The following is a 22972-nucleotide window of genomic DNA, read 5'->3' as shown; positions in this document are numbered from 1 at the left end:
TATATGGCAATCTATTATGAAATTGACCAACAGCAGTGTCTAAAACCAAAGCTTTTAAGTGTGACTATTCACATAAATCATACAACAACAAGACACTAACCCGTTGTTAATGTGGCTATAGGTATTGTATTTTAGATGTGTGACTTCAGTTTCAAAAAAGCTTCAGGTAAGTTGGTGGAAAGTTGATCAATGACCTTCACCATCAACTGCTTTTGATTTGTAGTCGGCTGAATGTCCAATAATGGGGCTTTGATTTCTTCCAATAATCGGGTCGAATTAATTTGCCCTTCCATATACCGTGACAATGAAATGCTCCAAGAAATATTAGGCACGTAATTGTTTTGTTTCTGACGTTCCTTTTCTTTTTCTATGAGATTAAATTTGCTGGCAAGTTTCAAGACCTCTTCGTAGTTTTCTTGGGTAATTAACGTGCTGATATAAGAGGTAAAAAAATGGTGCCAACGGTGCTTTAAGACTTCATTTTTATGTTTTCTTAAAAAGGTTTTGGCAGTGGCCTCGGCAAGGCTGTGCTTATGAAGTTCAGACAAGACCCTAATTTGATAGGAACAATACCCAATTTTCTGATGGTGATTATGGGTTTCTTTGTACAGATCAATATGCGTTTCCATTAAAGCAAAAGCTTTTTCCGGTTTGTTATTGCGCAATAAAATGGCCACCAGATTATTAAGATACATCAAGGTGTCGTTGTTATTTTGACGAATGGAGAGGTAACCGTAAAATTCGGCTTCCTTAAATTCATCCTGCTTAGAATGCAGCAATACTCTGCTGGCGTAATAATTGGACAATAAGCGCCTGGAATACATCTGTCCTTCACTAAAATAGACGTCAATTTGGTCAAAAAGTACTTTTAACTTATCATTTTCATTATAATTGGTATACATAAAAGCCAACAATACAAAGGCCTGATATCTATTTTTTCCGCTGATGGAATGGTCCTTAAACACTTTCATGAGCCATTTTTCCAAGTGCTTGGTCTCTTTGTTATTGAGCGTATATTGATCCGTAATTTCCGTAGTGGCGTCATAGAGCTTCTCTTTGGTGTCTTGTGCTTTAAGATAAGAACCCTTGAAGTCTCTTATAAAATCGGATACGATTTGATGATCTTTATAACGCATTCTTACCAAGAGGTAGGATTTATACTCTTTGGCCAGATCATAGAGGTTTTGAAAGGTGAAATCGATATTTTTATAGGAAGCAATATAATTTAGGAACGCCTTTTCCTCGTCGGAAGCAATAGCATCGGTAAGGATCTTTTTGTTGATGGACATGATCCAACCAATATTGGCATCCACATCAATACTTTGTAACTTCCGTTCAATCCAATCCTTGATATAAGAGTACTTTCTCTTGTCAATGGACGTGTCAAAATCCTTGCGTTTGTTTTGTGAAAGCGCATTACTGATAACCAATTGAATGATCTGAAGCTTTTCTTCCTCTACAAATTGATATTGGGTTTCAAGATATTTGGCTTCATTCGGGAGAATGGTTTTACTAAACGCTGTAAACTTTTTAAGCTTTGTTTTCATGGACTCAAATATAGAGAAATTGGCTATGGCATATAAAAAGTATGAGACACATCTTGCTAGAAAACAGAAGTATTGATTTACACCAGTCTCCGCAGCTATAATATGGCTGCTAATAGAAACTTACTTCATGGGTATTTGTCTCTAAGGTTATAAGTTTAAGAGCTACTTATTTCTGCTCTACGAAGTGTTGAATCAAAGCATTGACTTCTGCAGGCTTTTCAAATTGTACAAAATGTCCGGCCTCGGGAATCATTTTTAAAGTGGCTTGCTGGATGTGCTCTAAAGCAATTTGTCCAACAACTTCTGTGGTCAAGGTTGGATTAAAATACCGATTGGGAATCAGCATGTCTTTATCTCCGAATATCACCAAGGTGGGTTGTGCAATGGAGGTCAACTCTCCATGAACTGGATCGTTGAGCATGCCATAAACGCTTTTGACAATTGCCTTACAATGGGCTTCAAAATTAGAGGCTTCCTTAATATTTTTTCTGTCCGAAATCATTTTGGACACCTCTTCTGGCTGCTGGTAAAAATTAAGTGCATAATTGTTCTCAATTTGGTCATCTGTAGTGCTTTGAACCGACGCCGGTGTCATAAAGCTTTTCATCATAGCGGCATTGGCCTCCGAAAATTGCTCCAGACCGGCTGGGGCTACCAAAATAAGTTTATCGATAATTTCTGGATGGGCATTGGCGAATTTCACACTCGCCTGTCCACCCATGGAATGTCCGATCAAAATGATGTTATCCAGTTCCAATTTCTCTGTAAATTGAAGTAATATTTCTGCAAAATATGAGGGTGTATAATCCGCATCCGGGATGGACGATTTCCCATAGCCTGGCAAATCCAAGGCAATACAGGTGTAATCAGCTTTCAAAACGGCAATATTCTTGGACCATGCATCGGCATTACTACTCAATCCATGCACAAAAAGTAAGGTTTTAGGGGCATCGCCTTCTTTTATATAGCTGATTTCCAAATCGTCTAAAGTCGTGGTATGGGTTTGAAATTCATATTCTGAAAGTAATGCTTTCATGGGCTTTGAGGTAGTTTGTGAAAAAACAGACAGGCTGATCAAGGTGACAATTAATACGATGCTAAAATGTTTCATGTTTCAGAATTGATGGTGTTAAAATAGGTGTAAAGTTGTTTTCTGCATACTTTTCCTAAGCTTGTGGTTGGTATATGGTCCAACACAAAAATATATTTTGGATGTTTAAACGCCACTAAGTTCGCTTTTAAATACTCGCGAATTTGTGCCACAGAAAGATCCTTGTTGTTTGTTGTTACAAAGGCTATGCCGCATTGGCCCCATTTGTCGTCTTTAGCACTAAGTACGACCGCTTTGGTGATGTCTTCAAAGTCTTCCAGTTGGGCTTCAACTTCCTGCGGATAGATATTTTCACCACCCGAAATATACATGTCGTTTTTTCGTCCTTTCATATACAAAAAGCCTTCGTCATCGGCGTAGGCAAAATCGCCCGTAAACAGCCAACCTTTCTTAATTTTATTGTTGGTCTTCACCGAGTTGTTCCAATAGCCCGGAGTGACGATATCGCCTTTAATGCACAACTCTCCTACTTCGTTTGGTTTGACCTTCGCACCTTTTTTATCGACGATTTTGATGTCCAAATAAAAATTGGGCTTTCCAATGGAGTTGGGTTTTAGCTGCGCCATTTTATGGTGTAAAGAGGTGATGCTTGGCCCTGCTTCGGTGGAACCATAACCTGGTCGGATATAGATGTTCTTTTCTTTCTTCCAATAGGTCACGAGTTCTGAAGGCACTTTCTCCCCGCCAGAAATGATATAACGCAACCTTTTCAGGTTAACCTTTTTGAAAATTGGGGTTTTCTGCATCATCAACAGCATGGTGGGTAATGCCATAAATAAGGTGGTTTTGTTCAATTCCAATAAGCATAAGGTTTTTTCTGCATCAAACTTCTCCAACATCCCAATATGCGCACCCTTGTGCAACAGTGGCGTTACAAAAATATTCCATCCCGAAGTGTGGTAAGGTGGCAAGATGTTGATGGTAGAATCTCGAAATGTGATCCCGAGTTGCATGGAGGTATTCAAACTGTTCCAAAACAGCATTTTATTGGTATAAATCACACCCTTTGGAGCCCCCGTAGTTCCGGAAGTATAAAAGATAAACAGCGGATTGTCCGCCTTGATTTGAAAGGTTTTATCTGACAGACTATTGGCTGTTCGATAATCGTGTTTTAGTGTATCAAAAGCGATGGTTTTAAGGTTTTGAAGCGATAGTTGCCCAACCTTACCCCGATGGTTGCCATTGTAAACTAGCAAGCGTGGCGTACAATCTGAAATGAGTTTACCAATTTCATTTAAAGACAAACGGTAGTTTAAAGGAACTAATATGATGCCCATTCGTTGACAGGCTACAAAAAGAACAATATATTCCAAGCTGTGCTCGGCCAGGACTGCAATTCTGTCGCCCTCTTCCAGTTGAAGTTCAAGAAATTTATCGGTCAATCGATTGGCATAGGTATGCAAATCACTGTACGTATAACTCTCATTGGTGTCATACGAAGTAATCGCAATTTTATCAGGCGTATAGTCCGCCCATTTAGCTGTCCAATCTAATGTGTCCACGTTGTTTCTTTTCGTCTATTTTATAAAATACATACCCGATAATGAGTGAGCTAACAATACCAAAGGCTGCTGAAACCCCGGGATTGTTGACCGGTTCCTGCATATAAGGCGTAATCCGTCCGTAATATATACCAAAATGCACAACGATGGCCGTGATGCTGGCAATAAAAACGGAACGGGTGGACACATTCTTTAAGAATGTTCCAAAGAGCACCGGTACAAATGCGGCGGCAAAATACGCATACACACCATTTTGGGCAAAAATAGCCACGCTGATGTCCGGATTTTTAATTTGGTTCCAACTCAATAAAAAGCTCGCAATGGCCAAACCAATAATGACCACTTTGTTAATGGATATTGTTTTTGCAGTGTATTTGTCTTTAAATAAAGGGTTGATAATGTCGGAAGTAATTGTAATGGACAAGGATTGTATCAAGCTTTCCAAGGTGGATAATCCCGCAGATATCAATCCAACAACAATCACCAGACCTACACCCACCGAGAATTTAGTTACCACATAGGTAGGAATGATCTCATCCATTTTTAAGGCTGTGCCATTTACCATAAGATCTGGAAAACTGATACGTGCGTACAAACCGACGACTACGACCAGAAAAAAGATGATCATAAACGCAATCCCGCTAAACAAATAGGTATTGATCTTACTTGAATCTTTTAACAATAATGATTTAGTGATGATGTGCGGCTGACAGACGATAGCCACACCAATTACAATTTGTGTGACAATAATTTCAAAATAATCGCGAAAAATAAAACTTGACGGATTGGTGGGTTGGGTCAAATTGGGATCTATGGCGTTCAGATTTGCTATAAAACCGCTAATCCCATCGGTGAAATATTCCGCACCAGAACCAATCAAGATCAAGGCAACGATACACATGATAATAGCCTGGATGGTGTTGGTGTAAACCATGGAATTGGCACCACCAAACATCATATAGCCAAAAACAAAAGCTGTGATGCCCATTAAAACATAAAACGGATCGGCATTAAGCGATTTGGAGATGACCTGTGTGAGTCCCACATTGATCAAGACAATAAACGTCATCAATAAAAGGGCAACAAAGGCAAAGAAGATGGCGTAATTTTTACTTTCGTAACGCTTCCCTATCCATTGTGCCATGGTGGTGGCTTTGACTGCCTTCCCTTGTCGCGCAAAACCTTTTGTAAACACGATCAACGAAATAAATGCGGCTAAAGGCAATACCAAGGCAAAGGAAATAACGCCAGAAATACCATAAAGTGCAATGAATCCCGGATTTATGATAAATGTGGCAGCGCTGGTCATAGATGCTGCTAAGGATAAGCCGACCACCCATGATGGAAAGCCAATATTTCCAACTGCATAATCTTTAATGTCTTTATTTTTACGGGCGCCTCTCACCACGAAAAATAAAATGACGGCGGCATAAACGGCCAAAAGAATCCACATATAAGTCACTAAAGTATCTGATGCAATCATTGATTTGAGATGTTTGAAAACAAATAACAAACTTTATGTTATTATACTCCTGTTATTTCACAATACTAAGGGTGTGACTATCTATAAAATAATCAATATTTATCTCTAAGGTCAAACATAGATTAAAAACACTGAACTATGACTATACTATTATATTTTTACAGTCTTGTCTTAATATCATTTGTCGCTTTCTCAATTTAGACACGTTTAAAAGTAATCTGTGACAATCTGTGCAATCAGTGTCTTATAAAACTTTTAAATCCGTGAAATAGATAGAAACGCATTATCAGCGGCATCAATTTTAAAGGAATCAGTGACAATCTGTGTAATCAGTGTCTTATAAACCGTTTAAATTCATGAAATGGATAGAACCCCATTTTCAGCCACATCAGATTTAAAAGGAATCAGTGACAATCCGTGTAATCAGTGTCTTATAAACCGTTTAAATTCATGAAATGGATAGAATCCCATTTTCAGCCACATCAGATATAAAAGGAATCAGTGACAATCCGTGATCCCGATTGCTATCAGGAAGCGTCATATGAAACTTTTAAATCCGTGAAATAGATAGAATCCAATTTCAACCACATCAGATTTAAAAGAAATCAGTGACAATCCGTGTAATCAGTGTCTTATAAACCGTTTAAATTCTTCAAATGGATAGAACCACATTTTCAGCCACATCAAGTTTAAAGAGAATCTGTGATAATACGTGTAATCAGTGTCTTATAAACCGAATAAATTCATGAAATGGATAGAATCCCATTTTTCAACCACATCAGATTTAAAAGGAATCAGTGACAATCCGTCAAATCTCCCTGTATTTTTAAATCTCTCCCGATAACATAGCTTCGCTCTTCCTAAATACTGCGTTTTCCTACACCTCCACTCTATAACTCCCAAAGCTCTGTTAAAAAAGAATGAACGTTCACTTTTATTTGTATCTTTGTACTCAAATTAAATAGTAATGGCCAAACTTCAAAAAAGTATAGACAAACGTAATGCGCTTATTGACGCAACCATCACTTTGGTCAATAATTCAGGATTCCATGCGACGCCTATGAGCAAAATTGCTAAAATGGCCAATGTTTCCCCAGCGACCATCTACCTGTATTTCGAAAATAAACAGGATTTAGTCAATAAGACCTATATCGACGTCAAAGCACAATACACAGCCTATGCTTTTAAGGATTATGAAGAAAGTATGTCCGTTGAAGAAGGTTTCGAACACATCTGGAAACGCATTGCCGATTTCAAACTCAACGCTTCTGAAAGTGCCATGTTTTTGTCGCAGTGTGACAATACCCCCATAATTGACGAGCCCAGCTTACAAGAAGGGATTAAACATTTACAACCCCTACTCGATCTCTGGAAACGCGGAAAAGAGGAAGGCATCATTAAACCGATATCCGATTATCTTTTATATGCTTATGCCATCAATCCGCTGTCGTTTTTAATGATGGCACAGAAACGTGGGACATTTAAATTGGATAAAAAACAAATTGAACAAGCTTATGAAGCGGCTTGGAGTAGTATTAGAAAATAGTTTTAAGAACACTTTGTTTTTGGAATAAAGACGAAAGACTTGAGATCGCCTGGGTTTTAATAAAGTAGAATTATGAACCTATAATCAAGATTCAAGAGGAATTGAAATTTAAATCAAGACTGTAAAATATGAATTACAATGTGCTTTATAATAACTAATTAGACGTAGTTAATTAAAGTTACAATGACAATAAAAATAAACAATAAAAAATAAGTAGTGTCCGATTAAAAATTGCAACAAGTTGATGGGGCATGTAAATATAAATGATTCAAGAAGATTTTAAATAACCACCTTGCTTTATTGAAAATGACTTTATAGCGCAAGAGAGAATAGTTTTATTTTATAAGCAGATTGTTTATCAATTAGTTACAATCACCCCATAGCCATATGGACTAGCAGCGTCCTGTGCAGCGCAGTCGAAGCAAGCAATCTTGATTCTTTATTGGACACCAATGATAACACATATAAAACATACAAAAATGATACAGACTATTTTATTAAAAAACCGACCAAAAGGAAGTCCTACGCATTCAGATTTTGAATTTGTAAAAGAAGACACCACATTAACACCAAAAGAAGGCGAAATACTTTTAGATACCGTCTACGTTTCTGTCGATCCGTATTTAAGAGGTCGCATGAGCGATGCCAAATCGTACGCTGCGCCTTTTGAACTCAACAAACCTATATATTCTGGTGTGGTTGCCAAAGTGACCGCTTCCAAAAACGACAACTTTAAGGAAGGGGAATTTGTTATGGGCATGTTGGATTGGAAAACCCAGCAAATATCCTCTGGAAAAGGACTTATGAAGGTAGATGGTGAGAAAGCGCCTTTAAGTGCCTATTTAGGTGTTTTGGGCATGACGGGATTGACAGCCTATTTAGGACTCACCCAGATTGGGAAACCTAAGGCAGGCGAAACGCTCATTGTTTCAGGAGCTGCCGGTGCGGTTGGAAGTGTTGTAGGGCAAATTGCCAAGAACCTTGGCCTTAAAGTGATTGGCATTGCTGGTACCGACGAAAAGGTTGAACTGCTAAAAAGCAAATTTGGCTTTGATTCTGGGATCAATTATAACACCACTGAAGATATTAAAGCAGACATTGCCAAAGCAGCACCAAACGGAATAGATATTTATTTTGATAATGTAGGCGGGTCAATCTCGGATGCGGTATTATTTAATATCAATCAATTTGCGCGGATTATCAATTGTGGAGCCATTTCGGTATACAACAATACAGAACTCCCTAAAAGCATCAGCGTACAACCATTTTTAGTTAAAAACAGTGCTTTAATGCAAGGCTTTATTGTTTCAGATTTTGAAGAAAAATTTCCAGAAGCCATGCAGCAGTTGGCAGAATGGTTGGCTGCAGGAAAACTGGCTTACTCCGAAACTGTAGTAGAAGGTTTTGAAAATATCCCACAAGCCTTTATGGATTTATTCGAAGGCAAAAACACCGGGAAAATGGTCGTTAAAATATAAATCAGCAACTAAAACAAACACATGAATAACTTTGAATTTAAAAACCCGACTAAAATTATTTTTGGCAAGGGTAGTATAGAGAAATTATCAAATGAAATTCCTAAAGACGCTAAAGTCCTCATGCTTTATGGCGGTGGCAGTATTAAGAAAAACGGGATTTACGATCAAGTGAAATCCGCTTTGGTTAATATGGAGATCATCGAATTTGGTGGCATTCCTGCCAATCCGGAGTACGCCGTTTTAATGCAGGCCTTAGAAGTGATCAAAGAACAAAACATCACCTATTTATTAGCTGTTGGTGGAGGTTCCGTTATTGACGGCACCAAGTTTCTATCGGCGGCCGCGCTTTTTGAAGGTGATACGCCTTGGGATATTTTAGCCAAGAACATCAAAACTGAAAAAGGCATGCCTTTTGGCACCGTCTTGACCTTACCAGCAACAGGTTCTGAAATGAACTCTGGTGCGGTGATTACGAGAAAGGAAACCAAAGAAAAATTGTCTATGGGCGGACCTGGATTATTTCCAGTGTTCTCCATATTGGATCCACAGGTTATTACTTCCATTCCAGAACGTCAATTGGCCAATGGTCTAACCGACGCTTTTACCCACGTTTTAGAGCAATATATGACCTATCCCATAGATGCTAAATTACAGGACCGCTTTGCAGAAAGTATTCTGCAGACTCTAATTGAGGTGGCACCACAGGTGATAAAAGACCCTACAGATTACAAAGCCGCTTCTGATTTTATGTGGAGCTGTACGATGGCTCTAAATGGACTCATTCAAAAGGGAGTTCCTGGCGACTGGGCCGTACATGCCATCGGGCACGAATTAACGGCTATGTTTGATATTGATCATGCCCGGACCTTAGCGGTAATTGCTCCTAGCCACTACAAATTCAATTTCGAAGCGAAAAAAGATAAATTGGCGCAATATGCCGAACGTGTATGGCATATTACCGAAGGCAGTACCGATGATAAAGCCCGTGCGGCCATAGATAAAACAGTGGCATTTTTTCACGACTTGGGCATCGATACCAAATTATCGGATTACACCAAAGCTTATGAAGGAACAGCTGAAACCATTTCAAAACGTTTTACAGAGCGCGAATGGTTAGGCTTGGGCGAGCATAAATCTTTAACCCCAGATATGGTTGAAGAGGTTGTGAAGATGGCGTATTGATTATAAAATCAAGAACCTCGGGGTATTAAAACCCACTGGTGGGAATGAAACCATTAAAAGCAATTGCATTTATGCTCACTATGATGATCGTATCAAGTTGTAAAAATGTGAAACATCTAAATTCCACTGAAAGCGTTTCAGAAGAAAAAACTGACATTAAAAACGAAAAAGAAATGAAGATATTATTTGTATTGACATCTCACGATAAATTGGGAGATACAGGAAAGAAAACAGGATTTTGGGTTGAAGAATTTGCAAGCCCCTATTACACATTATTGGATAAAGGGGCGCAGATAACCGTTGCCACCCCAAAAGGAGGTGCTGCACCCATAGATCCGAGCAGTGACACACCCGATGCTGCTACCGATGCGACCAAGCGATTTGATATTGATGCAGAAGCCAAGGAGAAAATAGCCAACACGAAAATATTATCGGATATGAATCCCGACGATTTTGACGCTGTATTTTATCCTGGCGGACACGGGCCGTTGTGGGATTTAGCTAACGATAGTGTTTCTATTGCTTTAATCGAAATGTTCAACAGTCAGAACAAACCGATTGCTTTTGTATGTCACGCTCCTGCTGCATTAAAAGATGTTAAGGATGCCCAGGGCAATCCTCTGGTAAAAGGCAAGAACGTTACAGGATTTACAAATACCGAAGAAGCAGCAGTGCAATTAACAGAGGTCGTTCCATTTTTAGTGGAAGACATGTTGAAAAAGAATGGGGCTGTATATTCCAAAAAAGAGGATTGGGCACCCTATGTCTTACAAGACGGGAACTTAATCACAGGTCAAAATCCAGCATCTTCTGAGTTGGTTGCGGAGAAATTGTTGGGAAGTTTGAAATAACCCTCAATATTTTATGATTAGAAAAGGTTGTCTGATAAGGACGGCCTTTTTTTGTTTGAAACCTTTTGCAATTATTGATGGTTAAATGTATTGACTTAATTGTTCAAAATTATAATCGTCTCTTTCAGAGCTGATTTAATCGCTTGTCTGAAGAGTAAGAACGTCCATGTATGGGAATCATTTCGAATTATTTGTTAACATTTCGTTTTGAAAACGGCATTATTTTCAACATATAGGCCAAGCCAATAGCGCATATAATGCCTGAAATCGTTCCGATGATTTGGTTTTCACTGATAAAGTAAATTGCCATGCCAACACTGAAAATGGCAATGCCGATGATTTGATTTCTATTCATGAGTTTGATTCCATAATTCTCCGTGTACCTCCGTGAAGCCTCCGTGTATCTCTGTGTCATATTTCACGCAAATGATAAAATTACAAAAGAATAACCAAATACCAATTAGATTGTTCTTTCTAATTTTAAGTTCTAAATAGAATAAGTTTCCTTCGTTTGAACGGATGTTCTATTCAGGTTCCATAATTCTCCGTGTACCTCCGTGAAACCTCCGTGTATCTCTGTGTCATATTTCACGCAAATGATAAAATTCAAAAAAAATAAATAACCAAATACCAATTAGGTTGTTCTTTCTAATTTTAAGTTCCAGATAGAATAAGTTCCTTCGTTTGAACGGATGTTTTGTTCAATGTTCCATAATTCTCCGTGTACCTCCGTGAAACCTCCGTGTATCTCTGTGTAATAGATTTGATTTTAAACCAAAAGAGCAATATCTTTGCCACCTCATTTATTAGGGTCACAAGATTTGCATGCAACAAATAAAAGCGTATTTAGATCAAATAGCTACCATCTCTCAATCGGACTGGGATTTTTTCACTTCAAAATTACAGCGTCGGGTCATTCCTAAAAAATCGGTTTTTCTCAAACTGAACGAAATTGAAAATCACATTTCATTTATTGAATCTGGTGTGGTGCGCTTATATATTCCCAAGGAAAACTCAGAAAAGGAAATCACCTTTGGATTTAGTTTTAAGGACCAGTTTATCAGCGCTTACGATTCGTTCTTAACCCAACAACCATCAGCATACGAACTGGAGGCGTTGACAGAAACCACATTGTTAAGCATTACTTATGACGATTTGCAAGCTGTTTATAAAACTACTGAAATTGGAAATCTTATTGGAAGATTGGCGGCCGAACGTCTGTTCTTAATCAAGTCCAAACGCGAGCAGCACTTATTGAATCTGTCTGCGGAGGAACGTTATTTAAAGCTCTTTAAAGAACGTCCTGAACTCATAAAAATTATCCCACTCAAGTATATCAGCTCTTATATTGGGGTAACCGCACAGGCTTTGAGCAGAATTAGAAGGCGATTGTAGAGGCATTACTTGACTTAGGTTCATTGTTTGTCAGTAGTTATCCCATTATCTTTGTAAAAAAAACTATGATTATAGTCCTATTTGTTATTGTCCTCTGGTATGGGGGCCTATTTTTTCAATCCTTCTTTTTACATCGTTACGCGGCACATCAGGTGTTTACCATGTCTAAAACCATGGAGCGAATTACCTTTGTGCTTACCTGGATTTTTCAAGGCTCAAGTTATTTAAGTGCTTATGGGTATGGCGTGATGCACCGTATGCACCATGCCTATACGGATACTGAACAAGATCCACACTCGCCATCACATGACCCTAATATGTTTGCGATGATGTGGAAAACTAAAAACATCTACCAAGATATCAACAAACAACGGGTAGAAGTTGATCAGCGCTTTACTAAGAACGTACCGCAATGGGAGGCATTCGATAAATTTGCAAGCTCGCGTTTTTCACGCATCCTATGGATGGCACTTTATGTGTTGGTCTTTGTTTATTTTGCAACCGCTTGGTGGCAATGGTTGTTGTTACCTATCACCTTTATGATGGCTCCTATCCACGGCGTTATCATTAACTGGTTTGGCCATATTTATGGCTATGTCAATTACCAAATGAAAAATACAAGTAAGAACCTCTTTCGTTTTGACTTTTTAATGATGGGCGAAGGCTATCATAATAACCATCATAAATTTGCAAGTCGCGCAAACTTTGGTGTGAAATGGTATGAAGTTGACATGACTTATCAGATTATACGCGTTTTGAATGCTTTGGGGGTCATTCAGTTGAAAGTGGTTCCCGTTAAAAAATAGAGGAGCGTTTTAAGTAGAACTGTTTTGTTTAGACAGGTCCCGACAGCAATCGGGATCAGGGAATTTCACGGATAGTTGCGTCATTGCTACCCATTCATTTCACGAATTAAATGAACTAAAAAACCGTAGAATTTGTGATACAGAATAGGTCTAGCGCGAAAATGTAAATAATGCTAACACCTTCAGTGTAATCAGTGCAATCCATGTCTAAAACCCTCTTAATTTTTTGCTACATCTAAAGCACCCTAATCCGTACTTTTTTCTTTTTTAAGCGTGTGTTGTCCAAGGTTTTGACAATGCGCTTGGCTTCCTTAATCGGGACGGCAACAAAGGCGCAATCCTGTTTAAGTTCGATAGTACCCAATTGCTCTTGAGTGAGACCACCTTGTTTCATGAAAAGACCGACAATATCGCCTTTAGAAATCTTGTCCTTCCGTCCGCCAGAAATAAATAAGGTTTCCCATAATGGAGCTGCTTTTGGGGCTTTGGTAGATGTTTTGTAGGGTTTCGACTCCTTGATGAATTCAGGCAACTGTTCGTCGCTGCCTTTTAATACATAAGCTGTGCCTTTAGCGTTGACACGAGCTGTTCTTCCGTTTCTATGGATAAACTCTTCCTGATGTTTAGGCAGCTCGTAATGGATGATAAAGCCGAGCTCCGGAATATCGATACCTCGTGCAGCCAAATCGGTTGCCAGAAGAATTTGACTCGTTCCGTTCCTAAACGTAATGAGTGAGCGCTCTCGGTCCTGCTGCTCCATGCCTCCTGAAAAGGTTGAGTGGCTAATATTGTTGCGTTTTAAAAAGTGACTCACTTGATCAATACTCTCTCTAAAATTACAGAAGATAATACCTTGATGGTTGCCAATATGATGCAGCAATTCCAACAACGAAGGGAGCTTGTTCGGCTTTTGAGAGACGACGGTTTTGATGACTAAGGTCGATTTTCGTTTTTCGCTCAAATAATCAACGGTGACCGGCTTGTCCAAGCGGACAAATCCTGGAATCTTTTCCAACCTTGTTGCAGAAGTAAGAATGCGTTTGTTAATACTAGGCAATTGACCAATAATCCGTTTCATTTCGTCTTCAAAGCCGTCTTCCAACGATTTGTCAAACTCGTCCAAAATAAGCGTTCTAATACTTGCTTTTGAAAACCGATTCGCCTCAAAGTGGTCCAAGATGCGACCGGGCGTTCCGATCAATATTGCTGGGGTATGCTTGATCTCAATTTTGTCCTTTGACATTGGTCGGCCACCATAAACAGCATTCACTTTAAATCCAGACCCCATATCTCGGGCCACTTGTTCAATTTGAATAGCCAGTTCACGGGATGGCACGATGATGAGCGCCTGCATTTCGGTATTGGTGGGATCTAAAATCTCCAATAGCGGTAATAAAAAAGCTAAGGTCTTACCTGTTCCTGTTGGGGATAGTAAAATGGTATTCGTGGCTTCCCCAATCACTGCGATGGCTTCCTTTTGCATGCGATGCAAGCTTTGAATATTTAACTTATCTAAAATATCCTGTTGGTCCTTGATGCGTTTTGCCATGTTTATTTATTCTTTTTACGTTTCTTGGAATCTTCCTGTTTAGAGGATTCCGTACGGGTTTGGGCCAAGTAGTTAGCGAGAATTTTATCCACCAATTCATCCTTTGTCAAGTGGTGAAAGATGGTCTTGATCTTGGATTTAAAATCTTCCGAAACCTCCCGATTGGGTTTGGTCTTAAATATTTTTCTGGCCCATAAGAGGGCGTTATTTTCTTCTATACTCTGAGCATCCGCTTTTCTGAATTCCTTAAAAACAATTCCCAGTTCATCTTCAAAATCGGCAATATCCTCAACTTCTTCTTGTTGTAGTATGGTCAGTGATAACCCCTTTGCTCCTGCCCTTGCCGTACGCCCACTTCTATGGACATAGGCCTCATAGGTGTCTGGCAAATGATAATTGACCACATAAGCTATTTCCTTGACGTCAATGCCACGCGCTGCCAAATCGGTTGCCACTAAGATATCAATATAGCCTTCCCGGAACTGCTCCATAATTCGGTCGCGAATGCCTTGGGTCAAACTGCCATGAAGTGCACCGGACGAAAATTTATTGATAGCCAAGTTTTTGGCCAACTTATTGACCGCTGCTTTGGTTTTACAAAATATAATACCACGCTCGCCTTCCTTGGAGCTTAGAAAATGAAGCAACACCTCCAATTTTTCAATTGGCTCTACCACGACATATTGGTGATCAATGCCCTGGTGCCCTAATGTTGACATATCAGCTTCAATTTGAATCACATGTTTTGACATATAATTCTGGACCAATTGTTTAATGGTTCCTGGCATGGTTGCCGTAAAAAGTAAGGTGCGTCTTGATTTTGGAATGGCTTTAATAATCACATCCACTTCATCTTTTAGGGCACTGACCATTTCATCCGCCTCGTCCAAAACTAAATACTGAATATTTTTGATATCGATGGCGCCACGAGTCATTAAATCGACCAGACGCCCTGGCGTAGCCACCACAATATGTGTTGGTGATTTCAAGCGTTCTATTTGAGGTTTTATGGGGATACCGCCACATAACGAGGCAATGAAAACTTCGGGGCTATCTGAGGCAAAAGCGACTAAGTTATTATGAATCTGTTGTCCCAATTCTCTCGTTGGTGCTAAAATTAGCGTCTGGACATGAACATTTGAAACATCAACTAATTGCAGCAAGGGTAAACCAAAGGCCGCCGTTTTTCCGGTGCCGGTCTTAGCCATTACTACTACATCATCTTTTTGATTGAGGATGACAGGAATGGTCTTGACTTGGATATCTGTAGGGACAGACATCTGCAAATCGGTTAAACTTTTTTGGAGGGACTCATTGATTCCTAATTCTGAAAACTGTGGCGTCATAAATTATATTTTGCGCAAAGATAACCACAGTTAGGCAGGGAATAACACCATTTGATTGATTTATGCGCAATGGAAAGTAAAGATGACCGGAAAATCAGTCTCTAAAAATTACCGGTTATCCAGATTGAGAGCCGCAAAAGACGTCCAATTCATTAAAATGCAAACCATCATCCCAACCATATCCGTTCAATTTCCAAAGCGAAATCCTCATCCTTTTTATTAGCGATTAGGAACCTTACTTCTTCTATCCGTTTTCCGTTATAATTTGGAATCCCAAGTTTATTGCCCCTAAAACTTGCGTAAAAGTCGGCAAATGGAAGCGTTATTGTTTCAAAATCGCCCGAAGTTTTGAATTCGCTAACATAGGAGTACTCCTTTGTTTGGTCTGATTTGATCCGAAATTGATAGATTTTACCATCGCCTTTGACTCTTATTTTTACAGCATCAAAATGTGATACATCTCTTTTAGAAACAGCATATTTGACGGAAGAAAAGCCACCGTTATTCTCGGTAGTGACAAAACCTGAAAAAAGCCCGTTACCTGCTTCATTCATTGCTATGCTCCCTTTCGAAAGTCCGCCCATAACGCCATCATTGATCACCAGCCACTGAGTTGTGTTTTGTTGCGCTTGAAAATCAAAAATCAAAGAATCGTTTGTCATTGTCAATAAAATTATACCGCAGTTTCCGCATTCAATTCGTCCATAATTTCTGCAAACAGTTCATAGGATCGGATCCGATGGTTGACATCATAAATATTGGTTACTGCGATTAGTTCATCCGCTTTGGTTTTTTCTAAAAAGTCCTTTACTTGGGCTTTTACCGTGGCTTTACTCCCAACAAAGGAATACTTCAACATTTGGTGCACCTGAGGATGTGCCATAATTTCCCTAAACTCTTGGGTCATGGCCGTTGGTGGCTGCATATATTCCCGGTTACCGGTAAAAATGCCCAAAAACATTCGGATTAATGAGGTGGCATAACTTTCAGCCTCTTCGTCGGTATCGGCGATGATAATATTGACACCTGCCATCACATAAGGTGCTTTTAACGTATCTGAAGGCTGGAATTTCTCTCGATAAATCGCTGTCGCCGCTTCCAAATGAATAGTGGCAAAGTGGCTGGCAAAGGCATAAGGCAGACCTTTACTTGCCGCTAAATGGGCACTATCGGTACTGGATCCTAAAATATAAATGGGAACCTCTACCCCTTCAGCGACGGTGGCTCTAATTTTAGAGCTGGCATTATCTACGGAAAAATACTGTTGGATATCCTCTACATCTCTTGGAAACGAATGTGCAGCTTGCATAAAATCGGAGCGAATGGCTTGAGCTGTTTCTCTATCCGTTCCTGGGGCTCTTCCTAATCCTAAATCGATACGGTTGGGATACAATGACCCTAAGGTGCCAAATTGTTCGGAAACTATCAATGGTGAGTGGTTGGGCAACATAATTCCACCAGAACCTACCCGCATGGATTTTGTGCCTTCAGCAATATATCCAATAAGCACCGAGGTGGCACTACTACCAATATTGACGGCATTATGATGTTCTGCCAACCAAAAACGTGTATAGCCAAATTCCTCAGCTTTTTGAGCTAACTTGAGCGAATTGTTAAAGGTCTGTTTGAGACTATGCCCTTCTGAAACTAAGGCAAGTTCTAAAATGGAATATACAACCGGGTTGGATTTCATGTGATATGGTATTATAATTTTGTAAGAATTGACCTCAAAAGCGGTCATAAAGACGAAATTACAGCATTAATTTCAGTTGTGCTGTTATCACTATGTTAATCCTTTAGCTATAACTTTAACAATTCGAGTCCAAATTCAAATTTCGTTATTCAAAAACTTAGTGTAGTTTAGCCTATTATCAGAATTTATCGGAGTTTGCATTGATAGCGTCTTTAATAAATTTTCGATAAGCTTACATTTAAAAAACAAATAATCAATAATAATCATCCTATGAGCAAAACAACTTTAAAAGTCAATAACAACGGTTCACTGAGAATAAAAGGCGATTTTGAAATTGTCGATAAAGATGGAAATGCCTATGACCTTGGTGGTCGTGATGTCGTTTCACTTTGCAGATGCGGCTTATCAGCAAATAAGCCTTTTTGCGATGGGTCACACCGCAACCATTTTGAACATGACGCAGTGGCCTTCGCTTTACCTCCAAAACCAGGATCGTAGATAGATTTTAAAAAAAGCTTAAGTCATAGTTAACAGCTTCAGATCTCACTCCAATTACCGCCAATAAACGGCTTTGGAATATTAAGAATCACTACTGAGAATAAGATTGGACCATAAACTTCTTGGACATTCACGTTAGAGAGTTAAACATCCGATTAATATGACTTAAGCTTTCAAATCCACTTTTGGTAAGCAATCTGTACGATAGGCGTTTTGGAAAAATTAAAAACTGACTTTCGCATTAAATTTGCGCAGCTTTCAGAAAAGTGATAAACACACTTTTATAAAACATTCATGAGTAGCTGCAAAGGATGAACTTACAAACTCAAGCTAAGTTTCTGTGATTCTAAGGAAATGGTCTTGAAAACCCTTAGTCGATCATGTTATGGTTCTGTAAGGCTTTAACATCTTCGTTTGCTAAGACAAGCTCATTAATCAGGGTAGTCAATTGCACCCCAGCGGCTGTAAGGGCAGTGGTGTTTGCTTCTATTAAGAGGTTAATTTCAGATAATTGCTCTTCTCTTTCAGCGTCGGTACGACCAAGTTTAAATCCCTGTATCTCTGACAGCTGGGTGTTTAAAGTCTGTTTCTGCTTTTTCAACTGATCCAACTTGACACGATGGTTCCGAACACTCTTTTCTATAGTGCATACTTTGTGGACAATGGTCAAGCTGTCCAATTGTTTTTTATAATCAATTTGGGCTACTGATGTTATTGAAACCAACAACAAGATCAGTACAGGAATTGCTTTCATTTTAGATGCTATTTATCGATCTGCAAAATTATACAATTTCCAAATCAAAAAATGTGATTTAAAATGAATTTTCAATTGATCATCACTATTTTATGACAAATATCGCAACAGGATTTAAAAACCCCATCTATTACTGATAATAATCATGTTTTTTAATACCTTTATACTATAATTTTACCAAAAACCAAAACAGAATAACCATGTATCAACCTTTATTTTTAGATGCCAATTGGAATAACGGTGTCTTTATGATTGTCATTTTTGCTATAGTTTGTGTCACTTTGGTGGGCATTCTCATAAACTTTATGATGAGTGGTAAGAAAAAAGAGGATTCAGACACCACTGAATAACCTTCATTTCCGGAATTTAAAAAGCAAAATTTTAGCGGTGTCCGTGGATATTCTATTCAAAATGAATTAACAAGGATACCGCTAAAGTATTATTTGGAATAACGTTCATAAAAACTAATCATCTTAGGGTAAATATTGGGTGCCAAAATCCGTCATTTTAAAAATAAAAAAGGACCGAAAACAAGTTTCAGTCCCTTTACCATTAATCCATGTGACTAAAAGAAATTAATCTTCTATATCACTCAATATTTTACCTGAAGCATCAACAATAAGCTTTCGTTCTTTAGTCCACCCTTTTTCAATTTCTACTTCATAAGTTGTTTTTCCGCCTTCTTCATGGACCTCTACAGAATCAACTTTATAATCCGCATATTTAGTCTTCACAGCAGAAGCAACAGCGGATGGCAATTCGCTTTCTAAAATTTCAACTTTAGATTTAGCAACATTTCCATCTGCATCATACCAAATATCATGCTCCAGGCTGTTGACCTCAAATTCAACCTTATAGTGGTCCCCTTTCTTTTCCCATTCCACATCTGCAACATTACTGTAGGAGTTGCTAAAAATGGTTTGTAAATTTGTTGGTACTTCATCAGTTTTTAAATCCTGTGCACTTATTGTTGCAGTTGCGAACAATAATAGTGCGGCTATTTTTAAATTTTTCATCATTATTAGTTTTTTTATTTGATACAAAGAAAGCTCACAAAACTGTAACGAATTAGGAATTTTGTGGCGCTAAGTGTTAAGTTTTTGTAAAAACCGTGTATTTTAATATTTCACTTCCAACTCGTATTATAATGATATAGTACCAATTGCCGGCCTCAAGAACCTCAGGATATTAAAATCCCTTTGTGGGAATAAAACTTGGCTAAAATCTTTATCGGCGTTCTTTTTTCTTTATTTTAGAAGGATTCCTAAATGATTTTAGATTTCAGTATTACAATTGTATAAAATTGCCTTAGATGAAACTGTTGATTATAGAAGACGAACCTGAGATGCTCGAGAATATGGCTCAAACTTTAAAGCGCGAGCATTATATTGTCGAATCTGCATCTGACTACACTTCTGCACTTGAAAAAATTGCTGTTTATGATTACGATTGTATATTATTGGACATTACACTGCCCGATGGCAATGGGCTTGAACTTTTAAAAGAATTGAAATCTAAGGGAAAGGATGAAGGCGTCATAATTGTATCAGCAAAAGATTCTCTTGACGACCGATTGGAAGGTCTTAATTTGGGTGCTGATGATTATTTACCAAAGCCCTTCCACATGGCCGAATTGCATGCCCGTGTCAAGGCTGTTTTAAGACGGCGTCATTTTGATGGCAATTCGTATATCCATATTGGCAATGTATCCATACAACCTGAAAATAGGTATGTAACCATCAATGATCATGAGGTTGTTCTCAACCGGAAGGAATACGATATTTTAATGTATCTCATTACGAACAAAACCAGATTAGTGACCAAATCGGCCTTAGCAGAACACGTTTGGGGCGATCATATAGACCAATCCGATAGTTTTGATTTTATTTATTCGCAAATCAAGAACCTTCGAAAAAAACTTGAACAGGCCACCATCAACATTGAAGCAGTATATGGTGTAGGTTACAAACTTGAAACTGTCTGATGAAACTCCTCAACTATACGTCCAAATATCTCGCCATCCTTTTAGTTCCATTGATTACCGTTTGGGCTGTCATTTTTTATTATGCCATGTTGGATGAAATCTATGACAGCTTAGATGACGGCCTTGAAAATCAAAAAGTATTGTTGTTGCAAAAGTTGCCTACCAATCCTGAAATACTCCAACACAATGATCTTGACCTTTGGAACCATGCCATCACCCCCATTTCCAAACAACAATATGAGAAATTTGAAGATCGTAATTCAGATACTTTGATGTATATGCTCAATGAGCAGGACTTTGAACCCGTTCGAATCTATGAAACCAAATTGGCTTATAACGACCACTATTACAAGGTCAAATTTATAACCTCAATGGTAGAAGAGGATGATTTGATTCAGGATTTGGTAGTGTATCTCATTGTTCTGTATGTGTCGCTCATGATTGCTATTGTTATTTTAAATAATTTAATGCTTAAAAAGATTTGGAAACCCTTTCATAACTTAATGTGGCAATTGCGCGATTTCAGAATAGAAAAAAACGATCAGATTACCACTATGCCCACTAATATTGAGGAGTTTAGGCTACTCAATGCATCCATTACAACACTAATTGACCAAAGTAGAGCGCGGTACTTAGAACAACAACATTTTATAGAAAATGCCTCGCACGAATTGCAAACCCCACTCGCCATAAGCATTAATAAATTGGAATTGTTTCTTGAAAATAGCAATCTCCCTGAAGACAATGTTAAGACGATGGCATCGGTTTTAGACAACCTTGGTCGGTTGACCCGATTAAATAAGTCTCTACTTCTACTGTCTAAAATTGAAAACAGGCAATTTGTCGATGAGGAACGCATCGATTTTAATCAATTGACCGCTGAAGTTATTGGCGATTTTCAAGATCTTGCAGCTCATAAAAATATCGACTTACAACTGGAATCAGTTTCAAAACTCACATTCCGAATGAATAAGGATCTTGCGGTGATTCTGCTGAACAATCTTATCAAAAATTCTATTGTCCACGGTCAACAGAACAACACGGTAACTGTAAAGATTCAAACAAAAACAATCTCTATAAGCAATTTTGGCAGTGCAAAACCCTTGGATAGCGACATTATATTTTCAAGGTTTAAGAAATTAAGTAGTGACAACAAATCAACGGGACTTGGCTTAGCCATTGCCAAGGCCATTTCAGAAAAGTATGGTATTGAATTAACTTATTCTTATTCTGAACAACACATCTTTAAACTAACATTTTCTTAAATAGTCGTTAAAACATTATTAAATAAAGGTTATACCCCTCCTATTCCCAATTGTTTTCAGATTTAAAACAGACCTTTGGAATAGAAAATTATTTTATGAAAAAATCCAGTCTTTTTATAGGTCTTTTTATCGCCATTTTAGTCGGCATTGCCATTGTAGGCTTTTATAAAGTCAATCAAGCCAATGCTGAAATCACCAAAGGCATGGACAATTATACCATTTTGGAAACCTGGGAATTGCCAGATGCCTTAGATGAGGTTAGTGGCATTGTTTGGGTTGATGATAATACTTTAGCCTGTGTACAGGATGAGAATGGAATTATTTATGTGTATGATCTTTATGAAAGTTCAATTAAAGAAGAAATACCTTTTGCCGGAAATGGCGATTATGAAGGCATTGCGCTTAATAAAATCGATTTATTTGTGATGCGAAGTGATGGATTATTATATGAAATAAACAATTGGAGAGAAGCCAACAGGACGATCAGTGCACATGAAACCGGTTTCAAATCCTCCCATAATATGGAATCGTTGGTTTATTCTCCCAATGATAGTTCACTGCTGACAGCTCCAAAAGACAAGGATTCCGACGACAGTTTTAAGGGCATCTATAAAATATCAATGACTGACAAAAGTGTAGACTTAGATGCGCCAACCTATAAAATTGATTTGAATGCAGACGCTTTAAGTAAATATAGAAGCAAGAAGCTGCGTAAGACTTTCAATCCTTCTGAAATTGCCGTACATCCAATAACCAAAGATATTTATGTGTTGGAAGGCAAGAATCCTAAATTAATGATCTTAGATCAACAAGGGGCTCTGAAGACTGTGCTCAAGCTAGATGAAATCAATTTTCCTCAGCCAGAAGGGATGACCTTTAGTACGGATGGTGAACTATATATCTCCAATGAAGCAGCCGGTGGTTCAGCAACAATTCATCTGGTTGAATTTAAAACAAGCTAATATTCAATTTCCCGTTTGGA

At 38.4% G+C, this 22972-nt stretch carries 22 protein-coding genes; 11 read left to right on the top strand and 11 right to left on the bottom strand.

All coding sequences use genetic code 11. The features are described 5' to 3' along the window. Nucleotides 1-131: 131 nt before the first annotated feature. The 4 genes from H3Z82_RS17330 to H3Z82_RS17315 form a co-directional block, all read right to left on the bottom strand. Entirely contained in the window at nucleotides 132-1547 is a 1416-nt protein-coding gene (locus tag H3Z82_RS17330) for a hypothetical protein (RefSeq protein WP_182206768.1), read from the bottom strand. 166 nt (nucleotides 1548-1713) lie between these two features. Further along, a complete protein-coding gene (locus H3Z82_RS17325) occupies nucleotides 1714-2658 on the bottom strand; it encodes an alpha/beta fold hydrolase (RefSeq protein WP_182206767.1) in 945 nt (314 codons plus the stop codon). Continuing rightward, nucleotides 2655-4160: a class I adenylate-forming enzyme family protein gene (locus tag H3Z82_RS17320; protein ID WP_182206766.1), complete on the bottom strand. Its 1506-nt coding sequence runs from the start codon at nucleotides 4158-4160 to the stop codon at nucleotides 2655-2657. Before H3Z82_RS17320 ends, H3Z82_RS17325 begins: the two co-directional genes overlap by 4 nt. Next, complete coding sequence (locus H3Z82_RS17315) at nucleotides 4135-5643, bottom strand: sodium/pantothenate symporter (protein ID WP_182206765.1); 1509 nt, start codon at nucleotides 5641-5643, stop codon at nucleotides 4135-4137. The genes H3Z82_RS17320 and H3Z82_RS17315 overlap by 26 nt, the downstream gene beginning before the upstream one ends. Before the next feature lie 967 nt (nucleotides 5644-6610). Between H3Z82_RS17315 and H3Z82_RS17310 the strand changes: the two genes are divergently transcribed. The 4 genes from H3Z82_RS17310 to H3Z82_RS17295 all read left to right on the top strand — a co-directional run bounded on the left by H3Z82_RS17310 (nucleotide 6611) and on the right by H3Z82_RS17295 (nucleotide 10700). Next, the gene (locus tag H3Z82_RS17310; protein WP_182206764.1) at nucleotides 6611-7189 is read left to right on the top strand and encodes a TetR/AcrR family transcriptional regulator; all 579 of its coding nucleotides are present in this window, start codon (nucleotides 6611-6613) and stop codon (nucleotides 7187-7189) included. Between the two features lie 479 nt (nucleotides 7190-7668). After that, nucleotides 7669-8667: an NADP-dependent oxidoreductase gene (locus tag H3Z82_RS17305; RefSeq protein ID WP_182206763.1), complete on the top strand. Its 999-nt coding sequence runs from the start codon at nucleotides 7669-7671 to the stop codon at nucleotides 8665-8667. A gap of 21 nt (nucleotides 8668-8688) precedes the next feature. After that, the gene (locus H3Z82_RS17300) at nucleotides 8689-9849 is read left to right on the top strand and encodes an iron-containing alcohol dehydrogenase (protein ID WP_182206762.1); all 1161 of its coding nucleotides are present in this window, start codon (nucleotides 8689-8691) and stop codon (nucleotides 9847-9849) included. 44 nt (nucleotides 9850-9893) lie between these two features. Continuing rightward, complete coding sequence (locus tag H3Z82_RS17295; protein WP_182206761.1) at nucleotides 9894-10700, top strand: type 1 glutamine amidotransferase domain-containing protein; 807 nt, start codon at nucleotides 9894-9896, stop codon at nucleotides 10698-10700. 187 nt (nucleotides 10701-10887) lie between these two features. Here the strand turns inward: H3Z82_RS17295 and H3Z82_RS17290 are convergent, their stop codons facing one another. Next, entirely contained in the window at nucleotides 10888-11055 is a 168-nt protein-coding gene (locus H3Z82_RS17290; protein ID WP_182206760.1) for a hypothetical protein, read from the bottom strand. 470 nt (nucleotides 11056-11525) lie between these two features. Here H3Z82_RS17290 and H3Z82_RS17285 point away from each other — a divergent pair, with 470 nt between their 5' ends. Next, nucleotides 11526-12095: a Crp/Fnr family transcriptional regulator gene (locus tag H3Z82_RS17285; RefSeq protein ID WP_182206759.1), complete on the top strand. Its 570-nt coding sequence runs from the start codon at nucleotides 11526-11528 to the stop codon at nucleotides 12093-12095. Between the two features lie 65 nt (nucleotides 12096-12160). Beyond that, nucleotides 12161-12901, top strand: a complete 741-nt coding sequence (locus H3Z82_RS17280) for an acyl-CoA desaturase (RefSeq protein ID WP_182206758.1) — start codon at nucleotides 12161-12163, stop codon at nucleotides 12899-12901. A 235-nt stretch (nucleotides 12902-13136) separates the two neighbouring features. Here the strand turns inward: H3Z82_RS17280 and H3Z82_RS17275 are convergent, their stop codons facing one another. The 4 genes from H3Z82_RS17275 to H3Z82_RS17260 form a co-directional block, all read right to left on the bottom strand. Beyond that, complete coding sequence (locus H3Z82_RS17275; protein WP_182206757.1) at nucleotides 13137-14450, bottom strand: DEAD/DEAH box helicase; 1314 nt, start codon at nucleotides 14448-14450, stop codon at nucleotides 13137-13139. A gap of 2 nt (nucleotides 14451-14452) precedes the next feature. After that, on the bottom strand, nucleotides 14453-15796 hold the full coding sequence (locus H3Z82_RS17270) for a DEAD/DEAH box helicase (RefSeq protein WP_182206756.1): 1344 nt from the start codon (nucleotides 15794-15796) through the stop codon (nucleotides 14453-14455). A 167-nt stretch (nucleotides 15797-15963) separates the two neighbouring features. Beyond that, the gene (locus tag H3Z82_RS17265) at nucleotides 15964-16458 is read right to left on the bottom strand and encodes a CIA30 family protein (protein WP_182206755.1); all 495 of its coding nucleotides are present in this window, start codon (nucleotides 16456-16458) and stop codon (nucleotides 15964-15966) included. Between the two features lie 11 nt (nucleotides 16459-16469). Continuing rightward, nucleotides 16470-17489, bottom strand: a complete 1020-nt coding sequence (locus tag H3Z82_RS17260; protein ID WP_182206754.1) for an LLM class flavin-dependent oxidoreductase — start codon at nucleotides 17487-17489, stop codon at nucleotides 16470-16472. A 270-nt stretch (nucleotides 17490-17759) separates the two neighbouring features. On the opposite strand from H3Z82_RS17260, the gene H3Z82_RS17255 reads away from it, so the two are divergent. Further along, the gene (locus H3Z82_RS17255; protein WP_182206753.1) at nucleotides 17760-17987 is read left to right on the top strand and encodes a CDGSH iron-sulfur domain-containing protein; all 228 of its coding nucleotides are present in this window, start codon (nucleotides 17760-17762) and stop codon (nucleotides 17985-17987) included. 370 nt (nucleotides 17988-18357) lie between these two features. Here H3Z82_RS17255 and H3Z82_RS17250 read toward each other — a convergent pair whose 3' ends face one another. Continuing rightward, nucleotides 18358-18741 carry a hypothetical protein gene (locus tag H3Z82_RS17250; RefSeq protein WP_182206752.1) on the bottom strand — a complete coding sequence of 128 codons (384 nt, stop codon included), beginning with the start codon at nucleotides 18739-18741 and terminating at the stop codon, nucleotides 18358-18360. Nucleotides 18742-18941: 200 nt separating this feature from the next. On the opposite strand from H3Z82_RS17250, the gene H3Z82_RS17245 reads away from it, so the two are divergent. Continuing rightward, on the top strand, nucleotides 18942-19091 hold the full coding sequence (locus H3Z82_RS17245) for a hypothetical protein (RefSeq protein ID WP_182206751.1): 150 nt from the start codon (nucleotides 18942-18944) through the stop codon (nucleotides 19089-19091). Between the two features lie 225 nt (nucleotides 19092-19316). On the opposite strand, the gene H3Z82_RS17240 is transcribed toward H3Z82_RS17245, so the two are convergent. Continuing rightward, nucleotides 19317-19760: a PepSY domain-containing protein gene (locus H3Z82_RS17240; protein WP_182206750.1), complete on the bottom strand. Its 444-nt coding sequence runs from the start codon at nucleotides 19758-19760 to the stop codon at nucleotides 19317-19319. A gap of 293 nt (nucleotides 19761-20053) precedes the next feature. Here H3Z82_RS17240 and H3Z82_RS17235 point away from each other — a divergent pair, with 293 nt between their 5' ends. The 3 genes from H3Z82_RS17235 to H3Z82_RS17225 all read left to right on the top strand — a co-directional run bounded on the left by H3Z82_RS17235 (nucleotide 20054) and on the right by H3Z82_RS17225 (nucleotide 22952). Continuing rightward, nucleotides 20054-20725, top strand: a complete 672-nt coding sequence (locus H3Z82_RS17235) for a response regulator transcription factor (protein ID WP_182206749.1) — start codon at nucleotides 20054-20056, stop codon at nucleotides 20723-20725. Next, nucleotides 20725-21990 (top strand): sensor histidine kinase, encoded by a 1266-nt coding sequence (locus H3Z82_RS17230; protein WP_182206748.1) that lies wholly within the window; start codon nucleotides 20725-20727, stop codon nucleotides 21988-21990. Before H3Z82_RS17235 ends, H3Z82_RS17230 begins: the two co-directional genes overlap by 1 nt. A 95-nt stretch (nucleotides 21991-22085) precedes the next feature. Beyond that, nucleotides 22086-22952 (top strand): SdiA-regulated domain-containing protein, encoded by an 867-nt coding sequence (locus H3Z82_RS17225; RefSeq protein WP_182206747.1) that lies wholly within the window; start codon nucleotides 22086-22088, stop codon nucleotides 22950-22952. Nucleotides 22953-22972 lie beyond the last annotated feature (20 nt).

The sequence above is a fragment of the Gelidibacter maritimus genome (assembly GCF_014062315.1).
In the GTDB taxonomy this organism is placed as follows: Bacteria; Bacteroidota; Bacteroidia; order Flavobacteriales; family Flavobacteriaceae; genus Gelidibacter; species Gelidibacter maritimus.
This window is presented reverse-complemented; position numbering and strand designations above follow the sequence as displayed.